12 protein-coding genes are annotated in these 15,986 nt (G+C 56.1%); 9 read left to right on the top strand and 3 right to left on the bottom strand.

The window, feature by feature from the left end; translation table 11 throughout:
• Positions 1-73 precede the first annotated feature (73 nt).
• Genes MKZ07_RS15605 through MKZ07_RS15595 form a run of 3 tightly spaced genes read left to right on the top strand, consistent with a single transcriptional unit; the run spans position 74 to position 1,999 of the window.
• Complete coding sequence (locus tag MKZ07_RS15605; protein ID WP_372238046.1) at positions 74-271, top strand: hypothetical protein; 198 nt, start codon at positions 74-76, stop codon at positions 269-271.
• Positions 264-1,523: a DNA polymerase IV gene (locus tag MKZ07_RS15600; protein ID WP_036690513.1), complete on the top strand. Its 1,260-nt coding sequence runs from the start codon at positions 264-266 to the stop codon at positions 1,521-1,523. Before MKZ07_RS15605 ends, MKZ07_RS15600 begins: the two co-directional genes overlap by 8 nt.
• Positions 1,520-1,999 (top strand): hypothetical protein, encoded by a 480-nt coding sequence (locus MKZ07_RS15595; RefSeq protein WP_036690511.1) that lies wholly within the window; start codon positions 1,520-1,522, stop codon positions 1,997-1,999. The genes MKZ07_RS15600 and MKZ07_RS15595 overlap by 4 nt, the downstream gene beginning before the upstream one ends.
• Before the next feature lie 6 nt (positions 2,000-2,005).
• Here the strand turns inward: MKZ07_RS15595 and MKZ07_RS15590 are convergent, their stop codons facing one another.
• The 3 genes from MKZ07_RS15590 to MKZ07_RS15580 all read right to left on the bottom strand — a co-directional run bounded on the left by MKZ07_RS15590 (position 2,006) and on the right by MKZ07_RS15580 (position 5,196).
• On the bottom strand, positions 2,006-2,410 hold the full coding sequence (locus MKZ07_RS15590) for a GNAT family N-acetyltransferase (protein ID WP_341026454.1): 405 nt from the start codon (positions 2,408-2,410) through the stop codon (positions 2,006-2,008).
• A gap of 162 nt (positions 2,411-2,572) precedes the next feature.
• Positions 2,573-4,387 carry an alpha-glycosidase gene (locus MKZ07_RS15585; protein ID WP_084648773.1) on the bottom strand — a complete coding sequence of 605 codons (1,815 nt, stop codon included), beginning with the start codon at positions 4,385-4,387 and terminating at the stop codon, positions 2,573-2,575.
• A 110-nt stretch (positions 4,388-4,497) separates the two neighbouring features.
• Positions 4,498-5,196, bottom strand: coding sequence for an SOS response-associated peptidase (locus MKZ07_RS15580; protein WP_036690508.1), 699 nt, complete (start codon positions 5,194-5,196; stop codon positions 4,498-4,500).
• A gap of 102 nt (positions 5,197-5,298) precedes the next feature.
• Between MKZ07_RS15580 and MKZ07_RS15575 the strand changes: the two genes are divergently transcribed.
• The 6 genes from MKZ07_RS15575 (at position 5,299) to MKZ07_RS15550 (ending at position 15,986) form a co-directional block, all read left to right on the top strand.
• Positions 5,299-5,769 carry a DUF523 domain-containing protein gene (locus MKZ07_RS15575; protein WP_036690506.1) on the top strand — a complete coding sequence of 157 codons (471 nt, stop codon included), beginning with the start codon at positions 5,299-5,301 and terminating at the stop codon, positions 5,767-5,769.
• Positions 5,770-5,900: 131 nt separating this feature from the next.
• Positions 5,901-7,052: a cysteine desulfurase family protein gene (locus MKZ07_RS15570; protein WP_036690505.1), complete on the top strand. Its 1,152-nt coding sequence runs from the start codon at positions 5,901-5,903 to the stop codon at positions 7,050-7,052.
• Positions 7,053-7,140: 88 nt separating this feature from the next.
• Entirely contained in the window at positions 7,141-7,662 is a 522-nt protein-coding gene (locus tag MKZ07_RS15565) for a PRC-barrel domain-containing protein (protein WP_341026451.1), read from the top strand.
• Positions 7,663-7,676: 14 nt separating this feature from the next.
• Positions 7,677-7,886: a hypothetical protein gene (locus MKZ07_RS15560; protein ID WP_036690502.1), complete on the top strand. Its 210-nt coding sequence runs from the start codon at positions 7,677-7,679 to the stop codon at positions 7,884-7,886.
• A gap of 379 nt (positions 7,887-8,265) precedes the next feature.
• Entirely contained in the window at positions 8,266-12,816 is a 4,551-nt protein-coding gene (locus tag MKZ07_RS15555) for a carbohydrate binding domain-containing protein (protein WP_341026449.1), read from the top strand.
• Between the two features lie 200 nt (positions 12,817-13,016).
• Positions 13,017-15,986: a GH36-type glycosyl hydrolase domain-containing protein gene (locus tag MKZ07_RS15550; RefSeq protein WP_218639636.1), complete on the top strand. Its 2,970-nt coding sequence runs from the start codon at positions 13,017-13,019 to the stop codon at positions 15,984-15,986.

Here is a 15,986-nt window from a genome sequence, read left to right as displayed (position 1 = left end):
CCATTGCTTAAAAATCTTAATCCTGGTTATAATACAAACAAATGTTCTTACTTGAGCCCGGAGGCGATTAATCATGAAGATGAGCATCGGCCAAACTATAGAGATGATATATCTGGACCAAGCGGGGAAGATTACGCAGCGGACCATTGAGGTGCGCGGGATTCGGGACGGCCGGATTCGTGCCACCTGTCTGAGCACCGGCCAGCCCCGCGTATTCCTGACCGCGGGCATCCTGTCATGGCATCCGGCACGGGGGCGGAGGTATGCCTAAGGACCGGATCATTCTGCTCTCTGACTGCCAGTCTTTCTATGCCAGCGTGGAGAAGGCCGCCCATCCCGAATATGCGGATCAGCCTGTCGCTGTGGGTGATCCGTCGCGGATGAACGGGATTGTCCTGGCCGCTTGCCCCCTTGCGAAATCCTATGGCGTAACTACCGCATCACGCGTGGGGGAAGCCCTGACGAAATGCCGGGAGCTCGTGGTTATCCGGCCGCGGATGGGGACATATATTCAGGTCTCGCTGCTGATCTCCGAGATCTACCAAGGGTATACCGATCTTGTAGAGGCGTTCAGCATCGATGAGCAGTTCCTGGATGTGACCGGCTCTCTGCGCGTGTTCGGAGGAGATCTTCCGGAGATGATTAACTCGATCCAGCAGCATGTTCTGTTATCTACCGGAGTGTGGACCCGGGTGGGCATCGGCCCGTCCAAAATCCTCGCCAAAATGGCCAATAACCTCGCCAAGAAGAAGGCGGGCGGAACCTTCCGGCTGGATTACGATAATCTGGAGACAGAGCTATGGCCGCGCCCGGTGCATGAAATGTTCATGGTGGCGGGCCGGATGACCAAGAATTTCTACCGTATGGGCATTACGACCATTGGAGATATTGCCCGGATGGAGCTGGGCGAGCTGAAGCGGAGAATGCGCAGCACTCTGGGCAAGCAGAGCGATATTCAAGCGGAATATTATTGGCAGACCGCACGCGGCATCGATCCCAGCCCGGTGGTGACCGGGATACGCCAGGAGATGAAGTCTGTCGGCCACGGAAAAGCGCTGCGCTGGAATCTGTATACCCGGCTGCCGGAGATAGAGGTGGTGCTGCTGGAGCTGGTGATCGAGGTCTGCCGGCGGGCGCGGAAGTACCGGTACATGGGAACGGTGGTGTCCGTTGCGGTAGTAGAGACAGATGGCAACACCTCGAATGCCTACAGCCGGCAGACGACACTGCCGGAGCCTTCGTCGTTAACCCATGAGGTGGCAGCAGCAGCCTACCGTCTGTTCGTGGATCATTGGAGCGGCCTGCCGATAAGCCGGTTGACTATCTCTATATCCCAGCTGACGGATGACAGTGTGATGCAGCTGACCTTGTTCGACGACCGGATGCGGAGCAGTAACAGAGAACGGGCGATCGATCAGATCAAGAACCGGTACGGAAGCGGGGCGCTGATCCGCGCGTCTTCTTTGCTGGAGTCTGGGGTTGCTCTGGAACGGGCGCAGCAGATTGGGGGGCATTATAAATGAGCAAGCTAGACGGAAACGAACGGTGGAAATCCAAAATGTTAATGACAGAGCATGTCCAGCAGTATGAACAGAAGCAGGGGACAGAGGGCAGGAAAATGATTACGGTAGAGGAGCGGACGATGGTGCGTGACCTTATCCTGCTGCCTTACCTGGATACGATGGTCAGTAAAAGCCTGAAGGAGCTTGAGCTGTCGAGCAGCATTCTCAAAAGGGCTTTCATGATCGCCGGCCAGGCGATTCAGCAGCGTATAATGGAGGATACCTACCAGCTGCAGAAAGAGCTGAAGCAGCATAATATCCGGGTGCTGGCAGATGAGCAAGAGGAGTTCCTGGTATACTACAAGATCTTTTGCCGGGGCTATCAGGAACGCTTCGGACTTACGCGGGATGTGATGCGCACCGAGATCAGCCTGCGGCTGACCAGGTACACAGCGGAGCTTGGAGCCGGTCTGAAAAACCAGCATTTGAGCAGTTAGTATCAGCTACAGCGCTTTGGTGAAGAAAATCTCCAGCGGCTCATTGTCCGGCAGCAGGCAGCCTGAGTCCCGGTAGCCCAGTTTCCGGTAGAAATGCTGGGCCTCTTCATTGGCCATCGAGGAGGTCATGACCTGCTTGTGGCCCATGGCCTGCATCGCCTGCTCCCAGTGCAGCACCGCCTGTCTGCCGAAGCCGGCACCCCGGTAAGGCTCATCAATCCACAGCAGATTCATAAAAGGGATCTGATCCCAGAAATAGCCGTAACGCAGCCAGCCAATGTCCAGCCCGCCCTCGCTCAGAATGTAAATCTCCTGCTGGTTTATTTTCGGGAGAAGAAGTGAGTTCAGGACATGATGGTCACGGCTTGCGAGGTAATCATAATCGGCTTCGGTTGCGGTTCTAATGTTCATGCGGCGGCTCTCCTGTCTGTCATTGTATAGGGTGTGAGGAACGTGTGTGAAGAACGATTTACAAAAGTATATCACCTCTGGTAGCCAGGTTCAGTGTAGCAAACGGCTATAAGCAAACAAGCCCCTTCCCGGGGCTTGTCTTTGTCTATCCTATAATAGTTCTCAGGCTTCGCCGCCAGCTTGTCCGCTATACAGAATGCGGTATCCCAGCGGCTCCAGCGTCATGCGGATTTTCTCCCCATCCTGCTCTACAGGCTCGCCGCTCAAGGCATCCTGCCAAGCTCCGCCGCCCAGTGATTGCGTCAGCGTCAGCCGTTCGGCAGAGTTGTTCATCCAGACCGCGAAGCGGGTGTGCTCATTCCAGCGTTCATACACCATACCCGGGCTGCCCGGATCACTCAGCAGGAAGCGGAACTGGCCGGTGCGCAGCACCTCGTGCTTTTTGCGCAGGGCAATGAGGCTCTGATAAAAGCGCAGCAGCTCCCGGTCCTGCCGGTCCTCTTCCCAGATCATGCATTTGCGGCAATCCGGGTCATCCCCGCCTGTAATTCCGATCTCATCTCCATAGAAAATACACGGCGTACCGGTGAACGTGAAGAGGAAGGTGATGGCCAGCTTCAGCCGCTGCTTGTCTCCGCCCAGCCGGGTGAGCACTCTCGGGGTATCATGGCTTGCCAGGAGATTGAACAGCACTTCATTCGCCTGCCGGGGATAGCGCATGAGCAGCCCGTAGATCTGCGCGGCGAAGGTGTCCACATCCATGTCGTTGTCCGCGCCGAAGAACTTCAGCAGCCGGTCAGAGAAGGGATAGTTCATCACCGAATCGAACTGATCGCCCTGCAGCCAGCTGAGGGAGTCGCTCCACACCTCGCCAATGATGAACGCTTCCGGGTTAATCTCTTTGACCGCCTTGCGGAAATCCCGCCAGAACACATGGTCTACCTCATTAGCGACATCCAGCCGCCAGCCGTCGATATGTACCTCCTTGAGCCAGAACTTGGTGATATCGAGCAGATAATCTCTGGCTTCCGGGTTGGCAGTGTTGAGCTTGGGCATTCCGCTGAAGAAGCCGAAGGTATCATAGTTGGCCTTGCCGTCTACCACCTGAACAGGATAATCATGGATATGGAACCAGCCTGCATATTTGGAGTCCGCTCCATGCTCCAGCACATCCTTGAACGGTGCGAACTCGGAGCTTGTATGATTGAAGACGGCATCGAAGACCACCTTAAGCCCTTTGGAATGGGCCAGGTCCACCAGTTGCTTGAGCTTATTGAGATCCCCGAAGTTTGCATCGACCGTTCCATAGTCAACGGTGTCATATTTATGGTTGCTGGGAGCCTGGAAGATCGGGGTCAGATACAGCGCCGTTACGCCAAGCTCCACAATATAATCCAGATGATCAATCATCCCCTGCAAATCACCGCCAAAATAGCTGTCGTAGGTGGGGTGTGCCCCCCATTCGAGCGTCCCTTCGGGGTCATTCGCCGGATCACCGTTAGCGAACCGGTCCGGCATGATCTGATAGAAGACCGCAGATTTCGCCCATTCGGGAACCTGCAGCAGGTCGGCCTCGTGGAGATAAGGCATTTCGTAGTAGCCTCCAGCAGGCGCAGGCAGCCCGTCTGTAAAGAAGCCGGATTCTAGCATCCATACCGTCTCCTGACCGGTTTCCAGCCGGAAGCCGTAGGAGAAACGTTTGAACTCGGGGAAGATCTCTGCTTCCCAGTAATCGAAGAAGCTGTCAGTAGCCACCTTGCGCATGTTCAGTTCCTGATGATGCTGCTCCCAGTCGTATTTGTCGCCAATCAGGGCAAAGACCCGGTCTACGTTGTTTTTTTTGCTGCGGATTCTTAAATGGAAGGTATCCTTGTCATACGCATACGCCCATCGTCCCTGCGTTGAATGATAGAGACATTCCAGCTCGATGGAGGAGGCGGATGAGGGGTGGGACACTGCTTGTCTGCTGAGAGCCATATGAAATTCCTCCTGGGATTTGTATTGTAGATGGATATTATGAGATATGAGCTTTAGTTAATACCCTGGGACCGGAGGTTTCAAACAGCAGATATTCGTCTTGAGAGTGGTTAAAATAGGGTGCCCTGCACCGGCTCCGGCCCAGCTCTGCGGATCAGCTCCGGGTAGTCACTCCGGACATCGCCTACGGCTGCGGAGACGGGATAGGCCAGCATTTGCTCCGCATCGTAAGGCCGCAGCAGCTTCATCAGGGCGGAAATATTCCGGTTGCTGCGCTCCAGCCACTGCGCTTCCCCGTCCGCATCCAGAATGACCGGCATCCGGTCATGGATGTCTTTCATGAGAGTGTTCGGGGCGGTGGTGATGATCGTGCAGGTGGAGATTCTGCCGCCGTCCGGACCGGTCCAGATATCATATAGAGCAGCCATGGAGAACAGCTTCCCGTCCCGCATCGTGATCCGCAGCGGCTGCTTGCCGCCTTCCTGGACCTTCCAGTCATAGAAGCCGTCTGCGGGAATAACACAGCGGCGTGATGCCACCAGCCCTTTGAACGAAGCCTTCTCCAGCAGAGTCTCACTGCGGGCATTGATTAGCTTGGCAGCGTTCTTGTCCTCCTTGGACCAGGAAGGGAGCAGTCCCCAGCGTAGTTCTCCGAGCTTATTCTGTATGCCGTCATGAATAACCGCAGCAATATACTGCATCGGAGCCGCGTTATACCTCGGTGCATATTGGATGAGCGGATGCTCCCGGATGAAGTACTTGGCGATCAGCTCCTCCAGCGTTACCGTGATCGTATATCTTCCGCACATGTTCTCTATGCCTCCCTGGATCGTTAATGGTTTACAGACCGGACAGCTTGTCTTAGCATTATATAAGATGAGACTGAGGATTGCGAAGGGGGACGGCGGGCAATGATTATCGTAAGCTCCTGCCTGGCAGGAATGAAGGTCAGATATAATGGAACGGATTGTCTGGAGCAGGGCATCCGGCAGTTGCTGGACAGCCGGCAGGCGGTTGCTGTATGTCCCGAGCTGCTGGGCGGCCTCTCTACCCCGAGAGAACCGGCAGAGATTATAGGCGGCAGCGGCAGAGATGTGCTGGAGGGGCAGGCCCGGGTGGTTGACAGAACAGGGAATGATGTAACAGCAATGTATGTAGAGGGTGCTTATGCTGCGCTGGAGCAGGTACGGAGCTTAGCTGCCACGCTTGTTGTCCTTAAGGAGAATAGCCCTTCCTGCGGCAGCTCCAGGATCTATAACGGAGAATTTGCCGGCATGAAAATCCCTGGAGAAGGCGTGACCACAGCTCTCCTGCGGCTGCATGGTATTGAAGTGATCTCCGAGGAGCAGCTCGCGGCGCGGTTGCCGGGAATAGAGGGCTGATCCGGGGTACTGGCCATGGACAAATGTTACAATATTGTGTTTATTAACAGGTGGTAAAACAGGCAGTTCAGCAGTATAATCTAGTAGTCCTGTAAGAAAATCCTGAATTTCAAGAAGCGGAGAATTTCGTTATGAAACCCATCTATTTGGACCACGCCGCCTCAACACCGGTTCATCCGGAGGTGGCAGCGGTTATGTATGATATGCTGTTGAACGAATACGGCAATGCGTCCAGTGTGCACCAGTTCGGACGGTCTGCCAAGAGAATTATAAATGGGGCGCGCGACAGAATCGCGGGCTTTTTGGGCTGTTCCCCTGAGGAGTGGGTCTTCACCAGCGGCGGCACGGAGAGCGATAATCTCGCGCTGTTCGGCGCAGCCTATGCTTCTGCTTCCAAGGGTAGACATATCATTACTACAGCGGCCGAGCATCATGCAGTGCTGCATACCTGCGCGGAGCTGGAAGGCCAGGGCTTCGAGGTCACCTATCTTCCTGTGGATTCTACCGGACGTGTCTCTCTGGAGGATGTGGAATCGGCTCTGCGCGAGGATACAGTACTGATTAGCATAATGTATGTGAATAATGAAGTGGGAACTGTACAGCCTATAGAAGAGATTGGCAGATTAGCGGCCGAACGGGGTGTGCTGGTGCATGTAGATGCTGTACAAGCTCTGGGAACATTGCCCCTGGTGCTCCGCGACCTGCCGGTCGACTATATGAGCTTCTCGGCCCACAAGATCGGAGGTCCGCAGGGAATTGGAGGCTTGTACGTCCGGCGGGGGGCGCCGCTTACGCCAATGCAGCATGGCGGACTTCAGGAGCGCGGCCGGCGGGCGGGCACGGAGAGTCTGGCTCATACCGCCGGGTTCGCCAAGGCCGTTGAGCTGGTTGTGCAAGGGCTGCCGGGTCATCATGAGCAGGCTTTGGAGCTCCGCAGCACGCTGCTGGAGGAGCTGGACAAGCAGGTCGGAGCAGAGAGCTATGTCGTCAACGGAAATGAACAACACAGAGTGCCTGGAATCCTGAATATCAGTTTTCCCGGAGCCGGGACAGATGTGCTACTGATGAACCTGGACATGGAACGGATTGCGGCGGCCAGCGGCTCAGCGTGCACCTCGGGTTCTCTGGAAATCTCGCATGTTCTCCGGGCGATGAAGCTTCCGGAAGAACTTTTGAACTCTGCGATTCGCTTTAGTACAGGTTTGGGTAATACTAATGAAGAAATGCAGGTTGTTGCCCAAAAAGTTGGAACCGTTTTGAGCCGGCTGCGTACTAGAGACTAGGCGTCCGTGCATTCTGGCAGCCGTGTAAGAGGTACTCCGGCCCATGGGAACCCGTAAGCAATACTAAGGTGAGGGGACTTGGAATACCATGAAGCTTCAAGATATGATTGGCCTCACTGTGTATGAAGTTGAAGAGGGTACTGAAGTCGGTGAAATAATCGATATCGGACTGGATTCAAACTGGAATATTACGGGTATTGAACTGGAGAGCAAATCTTTTTTCTCTAGTCATGTGAAAGTTGTGGCATGGGATAATATTGCCGCTTATGGCGAAGATGCTGTCATGATCCGCAATAAAGAGTCGATTATTAAGGTCGACGCTGACCATATATCCTACACTTTCCTCTTGGGAAAGAACAAATTGAAGGACAGGCAGGTGCTTACAGCATCGGGAACGGTGCTTGGGCGGATATCGGATGTTTATTTTGACCAAAAGTTGGGAAACACAATAGTAGCGCTGGAAATCAGTGACGGGCTTGTAACTGATTTGATCGAAGGCCGCAAATGGCTGCCTTGTTCTGGAGAGATGACTATCGGAGAGGATTCTGTACTGGTTCCCGCGATGAGTGAAGAACGGCTCCAAAACGCCATTAATATTGTTAACGGATAGGTGGAATGTATTATATGAAGTGTCCAAACTGCAACTCCAAGGATATCGGCAAGATCGGCTCCCACCAGTTCTATTGCTGGGGCTGTTTCATCGAACTAACGGTCAACGGCGAGAAAATGTCGGTGTATCAGGTTGAAGAGGATGGCACGCTCAGCTCGCTTGACGATCTGTTCTCGGGTGAAGAGGTTGCACAGGATTTCCCGCAAATCCACGCCTCCTCTTGAGCATTGCCTGATTCATAACCGGCCAACAGTTACATAGATTCGCCGTGCCCAAATACCGGGCGGCTCTTGAAGCCGCCCGGTATTTGGGCTTTTTTTGAATTGAGGCTTCCCGCTGGTGTGGATAAGGAGGGGAAGTTGAATGTATGTGAAAAAAAGAACATATTGAGTAGGCGAATGGATGTGTGGGCCGGATGTAATCGAAAAACCGATTACATTGGACTCGCGCGAGCGGCGTTTACAGGGAGCTCCGGACAAAGTTGTATCTTTGTTATACGGGCTAAGGAATTGGTATGTTGTCTCCGGGATACGGACCCTATACTGAAATCGACTGGCACGAGTCCAGAATTCAACAAGGTTCTACACGAGGGGGAATGTTCAGATGTACCGCAAAGGAATATCCAAGCTTCTGATTGCCGGATTGCTGCTGTCAGGAATTCAGCTTCCGGGAACTACAGGAATAGCGCAGGCAGATAGCGGGGAGGACGCAGCAGGGCTGTCTGCAAGTACAGGACAGGTAGATGCAGCCCGGGCGGCAGGGTTCACCGATATGAAGCAGCACTGGGCTGCGGCCGCAGTGAACAGGCTGTCAGCCGCAGGAATTCTGCAGGGGGACGAGGCAGGACAATTCAGACCGGGACAAGCGGTCTCACGGGCAGAGATGGCCGCCATGATCAACCGGGTGTTCCGTTACGCGGATTCAGGCAGCACTGTATTCAGTGATGTAAGCGCTTCTTCCTGGTATGGCAAGGATGTAAGCCGGGTGAATGCCGCAGGTGTTATTCAAGGCTACGCGGACGGCCGGTTCCAGCCGGGAGCGGCTGTCACCCGCCAGGAAGCTGTAACCATGCTGAGCCGGGCGTTCATGCTGGAGGCCGGCTCCCCGGGTGCGCTGGCTGCGCAGTCTGATGCGGCAGCGGTCAGCGGCTATGCCCGGGAAGCCGTGAGTGCGATGCTGGACGCCGGTTACCTGCGCGGCGATGCGGGCGGCAAGCTGAATCCGCAGGCACAGATGACCCGGGCCGAGCTGGCCGAGCTGCTGAGCCGGATGGTCGGGTGGATCAGCTCCGGCGAGGGAAGCCAGAAGCTTGGAACGGTGTCCGGCAATGTCATTGTCAACCGGGCGAATGTGCAGCTTGATGGCGGAACCGTCAGCGGCAATCTCTACGTCACAGCCGGGGCAGGAGAAGGGGAAGTTGCCTTCTCAGACATCAAGGTGCAGGGAACGGCACATATCTCAGGAGGAGGCGACCATTCCGTGGTATTCCGCCAATCCATTCTGGGACAGATCAAGCTGAACAAGCTTACCACTCTGGTACGAATGGTACTGGAGGAGGGCAGCACCGCAGCCCGGATCGATTTGCTTAAGCCGGCGAAGGTGGAGATCGGAGCGGGCTCCCGCGCAGAGGCTGTGGTCATCGGCGCAGGCGCTGCCGGATCAGAGATCGTGAGCCGGGGGCAGATCGGCCGGCTTGAGAACCAGGCGGACCGTGTGCTGCTGAACGGTCAGGCACTCAAGACCGGCGAGACGCTTAGGGACTTGTCCGGCACGGGAGCTACAGCGCAGGCAAGTGCTAAGGCTACCTCTGCCCCGGCCCAAGTGGGCGGCGGAAATGCAGGCGGTGACACACCAGCGCCAATCTCAACACCTTCACCTGTGGCGCCGGTGCCGACAGCAACGCCTGCTGCCACACCAATCCCCACGCCGGCCCCGACTCCTCCAACCCAGAACAATCCATGGGAGCTGGTCTGGAATGACGAATTCGACGGCCAGACCATTGATGAGGGCAAATGGAATGTACAGGATACCGGCACGGTGTACAATAACGAGCTGGAATATTACCACCCGGATAATGCTTCGCTGACGACAGAGAGCGGGCAGAGCGTACTGGAGCTGGAGGCCCGGAACCAGGCTTACGGCGGGAAGAATTATACTTCAGCCAAGCTGACCTCCAAGATGAAGGGCGACTGGACCTACGGCAAATTCACCGTGCGGGCCAAGCTGCCGGTTCAGCAGGGCATGTGGCCAGCCATCTGGATGATGCCAACCGATGATGAGACGCAGTATGGACCTTGGCCGGGAAGCGGCGAGATGGACATTATGGAATTGACAGGACCGGTTGCCGGCAAGGCAGAGGCGGATCTCTATCCAAGAACGGTCCATGGCTCGATTCACTACGACATTCCGCATGCGTCCCAGACCAAAACCTATGTACTGCCGGAAGGCCAGACCTTTGCAGATGATTATCACGACTTCACGCTGGAATGGCTTCCGGGCCTGATCCGGTATTATGTGGACGATAAAATGTATTTTGAGACGAGTGACTGGGGAACGATGGCCAAAGGCCAGCCGGATTACTATACGTACCCTGCTCCGTTTGACCGGCCGTTCTATATGATTCTGAATCTGGCTGTGGGCGGCGACTGGCCGGGCAATCCGAAGGCCGACTTCAAGTCGGATAAAATGTATGTAGACTACGTACGGGTCTACAAATACAAGAACCTGGATCAATGGCCGGATGTAACAGGAAAGCGGCCGGTAGATCCAGGACTGTCGACCCCGCAGCGTCCTGCCCTGGCAGACGGGAATCAGATCTACAACGGGGACTTCAAGGGTACTGTAGCAGCCCAGGGTCAGCCGGAATATTGGGAATTGATTGAGAATGAGGGCGGAAGCGGAACCGTCTCCGTCATTGCGGATCAGGATAAGGGCAAGGCGGTGAAGGTTGCTGTCCATGAGGCCGGAACCCAGAACTACTCCATTCAGCTTGCGCAGAAGCCGCTGCTGCTGGAGAGGGGCAAAGCCTACAAGGTAACCTTCGATGCCAAAGCGGACGCAGCCCGGCCGCTGATGAGCAAGCTGACCGAATTCGGCGGCGGATGGACGGCGTATTCCGGGGAGCGCAATTTCCAGCTTACACCGGACTGGCAGCCGTATGAGTACAGCTTTACGATGACGAAGGCTTCAGACAATAATGCCCGCTTTGAGTTCAACCTGGGTCTGAACAACATCTCCGCCTACTTCGCGAATGTAAGAGTGGTAGAGACCGAAGCGCCGCCGGTAGTACGCACTCCGCTTGCTGACGGCAACCTGATCTATAACGGAGGCTTCGATCTGGGAGAAGCACGGCTTGGATATTGGAGCTTTGCCGTTAAGCAGGGCTCGGAGGCAGCGGCGAAGGCCAGTGTAACCAATACACTTGCTCTGCCGATGATGAAGCGGGAGTTCCGGGCGGACGTGCAGAAGGCCGGAGGATCGCCGGAGGATGTGACGCTGACCCAGGCAGGAATTCCAGTGTCCGCAGCAGCCGTCTACCAGCTTGCCTTCGATGCGAGATCGGCCGAGGCGCAGCCGCTTGGCATTAAGCTGGCGGGCAGCGGTGGTCAGACGGTCTATCCTGACGGAACCACCTTCACTCTGACACCGGAGTGGAAGAGCTATACAGCAGAAATTGAGCTGTCCGGCGGGTCCGGCACGGAAGCTGCGTTATCGTTCCTTTTGGGCGCGGCTGCGGGACAGACCGAGATTGACAATGTGCGTCTGGTACGGATGACCGATCCGCCAGTGCTCATGAACTACCTGCATCTGCGGGGGGACCAGTTCTGGAGAGCCTCGGGAACCGGCCTGATTCCAAGCGGTGAAGGCGGCAAGGATATCACGGATATGGATAAGGGCGACTATGTGGAATACAAGGTGGTACTGCCTCAGGCAGGCAGTATTGTTCCGGTTACCCGCGTATCCAGTGTGCTCGCGGATTCCGAGCTTACGCTGTCAGTACTGGATGCCGGCAAGCAGAATGTGGTGACGGAATCTGTCTACAGCGCGGCAGTTGGCGATACCGGAGGCCTTCAGTCTTACCGGGCGATCGTTGGAGCACCGCTAGCACTGCCTGCGGGAAGCTATTACATCCGTCTTGGCGGCAGCGGCTACAATCTGGCCTGGCTGGATCTGTCCCGCGAGCTGGTGGTGAACGGCAGCTTCAAGGACGCTTCCACTGACAACTGGACGCTGTTCAAGAAGGACTGGGAACCGGATGATCCCGGGAAGAGCACTGTAATGAAGGCTGTGTATGGAGAACTGCAGGTTAGCCTCGGTGGAACTGGAACGGAGGCTTGGCATGCACAGGTGAAGCAAGCGGGCATCCCGGTAGAGCAGGGCAAGAAATATCTGCTGCGCTTCGATGCGGATGCTTCGTTGGCCCGGGATATTAAAGCGCTGGTTCAGCGTGACGGGACTGAGGATGGCAACTGGACTCCTTATCTGGAACAGGAGCTTAGACTCAGCCAAGACGGCGGACACTATGAATATCTGTTCACTGCCCCGGCAACCGATCACGCTGCGGTGCTTCAGTTCAGTCTCGGCAAGATCACCGAAGAGCTCGGAGCGCACACGGTCAATCTGAGCAATATCTCCTTGCTTCAGGTAAGCCCGGTGCTGGACGGTGAGGCTTACGGGGAGAATCTGATTCCAAACGGCGATTTCTCAGAGCCGCTTAAGGGCTGGAGTACCTACTCCTCCGACAACGGGGAGTTAGCCATTGACAATGTGGATGGCGCACTGCAGATCAAGGTGGGTTCCACGGGAACGAACACCTGGGACCGGCAGGTCTTTTATGAGGGAGCCGCTTACAACGAAGGCAATCATTACACACTTACCTTCAAGGCCAAGGCATCGGCTGAACGCAAAATGAATATCAGCATCGGCTGGCTGGATGTTGCGGACAATTACAAATGGCACGGATATACGAGCGAAATTGTTGATCTGGGCAGTGAATATCAGGAATATACCGTAGAATTCGATGTTGTCGGAGGCAGCACCTCCATCGGCCGCATTTCTTTCGAGCTGGGGGATATCAAGGATGGCGGCACCGGGCATCTGACGGTGGACGTGGATGATATTGTGCTAACGAATAACGGAACAGCAGCACCTTGAACATGCTTTGGATTTTGTTATTCAGGCTTACGATTTGGTATTTAGACTGGACTCAGACACTTCTATAATTATTACATGGAGGACGGGCAACCGTTCTCCATGCTTGCTTCAGAACTTCCCCCAATTCTTCAGCCCAATGCGTATACATAACAGGGAATGAGTATCGTCCAACAGAAAACAGGAAAAGAGGAGAACCATTCATGATGCTGAAATTCAATACCGCAAGAGCAGCGGCTGCTTCGCCTGAGGATATTCTAAGACAGGCATTCGCAGACCGGATAGACGAGGGCGGCCGGCTAAGCGCCGTCTTCACGGATTCCCAGTGCATCGGGGCTGCTGGCGTAGCGGGCCTTCCGCTCCGGCTGCCTGCCATTCAGGAGCTGCTGAAGCTCCCGGAAGTGGCAGCGCTGCTGCCGAAGGAGGCTGGCACTTCCGCGCTGTTCACCGTGAATGATACAGGTACGGCACTATCCCTGCATATCCGCCATGCGGGAAGACAGGAACAGACAATAGCTATACCGGAGGCGGCTGCAAGCGCGGCGCTGGTGCAGCTTCAGGCTGCGCCGGGCTGGGCGGGTGCCCTTAACGCTGAAGGCGAGCATGTCATTGACCTGCGCTCCCCTGTTCCGGGTCCGCACTTCGCGGTCAATCTGCTGCTGGGCAACCGTCTGGAGTTCCCTCATCCGCTTCAGACTACACCGAAGAGCGTGGTAGACCGTCTTGGCGGCGGCAGCTTCCGTTCCCATGCGGCTACCCAGGTGCTGGCGACCCGCTGGGATATGCGCCAGGAGGAGAATGGCTTCCCGGCCAACCGTCAATTCTATCTGTTCGAGGACGGGAAGCAGATCTTCTATTCCGCTGATCCGGGCGGAGAAGGCATTGAATCGGCGGTCTGCCGCCATTCACAGAATGTAACCATCATCACGTACCGCCTGTCCGGCGGACTTGAGATTACACGTACTATTTTCATTCTGCCGCATGCTGAAGGTCTGCCGCTGGCGACCGAGATGCAGCGGGTTACGATTACGAACCATGGAGAGAGCAGCCGCCAGCTTCGTCTGGTGTACACGGGCATGTTCGGCTCGGCAGCACCGGGCGCTCTGTTCGAGGATGTGCTGTACAGCAATGTTATTATGCAAGGCGGCGTATTGCAGGACGCTGATGGAGCCGTAGCTGCAATCAGCCCTGACTATTACCCGGAAGGCGGGCGCCATGATCTGCGCTTCCACACGATGATTATCCACGGGGAAGACGGACCAGTGCTGCCGCGCGAATATTGCGTCAGCTACAATGAGTTCGTCGGCACCGGCTCGCTCCACCGGCCATCCGGCGCATTGAAGCTGAGCAGCATTCTGCACCGCAAGGGGCCGGGCTTCTTCGCGGTAGCGGGGGAGATTCAGGTTGCTGCCGGAGCCTCGGCAGCAGTTGACCAGCTGACGGGCCTTGTCTCCGACAAGAGCGGTGCTTCCTGGAGCGATACAGTGCTGGAGGAAGAGGTGGGTGCGCTGATCGCCCGCTTCTCAAGCCGCAGCTCGGCCGAAGAAGCCTTGGCACAATCCCTGAAGTTCGTGCGGAATTACTCCAGGTTCCTGCAGGTATCCTCCGGGGACGCGGATTTCGACCAGTTTGTGAACCGTAACCTGCCTTTTCAGGTGCTCTACCAGAGTTTTGTCTCCCGCTCCTTCTGTCAGACCCAGAAAGGCTACCGGGAGATCGGCTTCCGTGAAATTCAGGATATGTATGCCTCGATGTATTATTTCGTCGGGATGGGCCGCAGCGGCCTCGTCAAGAGCCTGCTGAAAGAATGGACCAGCATGGTATTTGAGCTGGGGTATGCGTACCACAATTTCTTCTGGGCCGGCAAAGAGCCGGGCAAATGGTCCGATGATGCGCTATGGCTGATCCAGGCTGTCTACCGTTATGTCATGCTGACCGGGGATGCGGAGTTCCTGGATGAGTCTTGTCCGGTAGCAGGCACGGAGACCGAACGGCCTGTATTCGAGACCCTGAAGGCGATTATTGTCTATTCCGGACAGATCTCGATCGGACGCCACGGCCTGCCGCTGCTCGACTTCGCAGACTGGAACGACTGTCTGAAGCTCGATGACACCTACCTGAACGGCCCGGCCAAGGAAGCACTCTACCGGAAGCAGCTGGAGGCCGGCGGTGTCTTCGGGGATTCGCTGGAGAGTGATTATTCCGAGAGCGTCATGAACGCCTTCCTGCTGAAGGTGGCGGTTGATGAATTGTCCGCCCTGGCCGCCCGCAAAGGCGAGCAGGCGTATGCAGATGAGCTGACCGGCTTCGGAGCCAAGCTGCGCGAACGCATCCAGGAGCATGCCTGGAAGGGAGATTTCTTCGCCCGTGTGCTGTTCAACCGCTATCCTAACGAAGAATATACGTATCTCGGCGCTGCCGGGGACGGGATGTCTTCCGATCCGGCGAAGGACGGCTCGTACTTCCTGAATTCGTTCAGCTGGAGCATTCTGGCGGGTTGTGCGGATGAGGATCAGATTGCAGTGATGCTGGATACCATGAAGGCGCATCTGATGACGCCTTACGGCATGAAGCTGGTCTCGCCGGTAGCGCTGGGCCGGGTATCCACGCACACGGCATCGGATGAATACTTTCCGGGTGACCGCGAGAACGGCGGCGTATTCAAGCATGCCTGCATGATGGCTGCTGCGGCTATGTTCAAGGGGGCCAAGGAAGTATCCAGCCCGGATCTGGCGGCAGAGCTCTGCCGCTTGGGCTACTGGCTGCTGGACCGTATTATGCCGTTCAAGACGATGGCTGATCCGTTTGCCGTCTGCGGGAATCCGCGGTTCTGCACCCAATACAACAACAGCGAGACTGGTGAGAACATCGGTCCGATGCTTAGCGGCACCTCGACCTGGCTCACCCTCTCGCTGATGGAAGCGCTGGGTATTGAATATACGGAGCAGGGCATAGCACTGAGTCCGGTGCTGCGGGAAGAGCAGACGGAGCTTACCTATACCTTGAAGCTGGGCAGTTCCTCCTACAGGATTCAGGTCCGCAAGCCGGAGGGCTTCCACCGCATGCAGGACGGGGCAGCCCGCCTGACGCTGGACGGCCGGGTACTGGAGGACGGATTGGTACCGGCCATAGATGACGGCTTCGCCCATGAGGTAGAGCTTATCTTCGCGTAA

This window comes from Paenibacillus sp. FSL P4-0338, assembly GCF_038002365.1.
Classification (GTDB): Bacteria; Bacillota; Bacilli; order Paenibacillales; family Paenibacillaceae; genus Paenibacillus_AQ.
The sequence above is the reverse complement of the archived record's forward strand: the minus strand, read 5'-3'. Positions and strand labels throughout refer to the sequence as shown.

Coding starts and splice junctions, on each gene's coding strand:
- MKZ07_RS15565 (WP_341026451.1), top strand. CDS start 7,141: ATGAAGCTTCAAGATATGATTGGCCTCACTGTGTATGAAGTTGAAGAG.
- MKZ07_RS15560 (WP_036690502.1), top strand. CDS start 7,677: ATGAAGTGTCCAAACTGCAACTCCAAGGATATCGGCAAGATCGGCTCC.
- MKZ07_RS15605 (WP_372238046.1), top strand. CDS start 74: ATGAAGATGAGCATCGGCCAAACTATAGAGATGATATATCTGGACCAA.
- MKZ07_RS15595 (WP_036690511.1), top strand. CDS start 1,520: ATGAGCAAGCTAGACGGAAACGAACGGTGGAAATCCAAAATGTTAATG.
- MKZ07_RS15555 (WP_341026449.1), top strand. CDS start 8,266: ATGTACCGCAAAGGAATATCCAAGCTTCTGATTGCCGGATTGCTGCTG.
- MKZ07_RS15585 (WP_084648773.1), bottom strand. CDS start 4,387: ATGGCTCTCAGCAGACAAGCAGTGTCCCACCCCTCATCCGCCTCCTCC.
- MKZ07_RS15570 (WP_036690505.1), top strand. CDS start 5,901: ATGAAACCCATCTATTTGGACCACGCCGCCTCAACACCGGTTCATCCG.
- MKZ07_RS15600 (WP_036690513.1), top strand. CDS start 264: ATGCCTAAGGACCGGATCATTCTGCTCTCTGACTGCCAGTCTTTCTAT.
- MKZ07_RS15550 (WP_218639636.1), top strand. CDS start 13,017: ATGATGCTGAAATTCAATACCGCAAGAGCAGCGGCTGCTTCGCCTGAG.
- MKZ07_RS15580 (WP_036690508.1), bottom strand. CDS start 5,196: ATGTGCGGAAGATATACGATCACGGTAACGCTGGAGGAGCTGATCGCC.
- MKZ07_RS15575 (WP_036690506.1), top strand. CDS start 5,299: ATGATTATCGTAAGCTCCTGCCTGGCAGGAATGAAGGTCAGATATAAT.
- MKZ07_RS15590 (WP_341026454.1), bottom strand. CDS start 2,410: ATGAACATTAGAACCGCAACCGAAGCCGATTATGATTACCTCGCAAGC.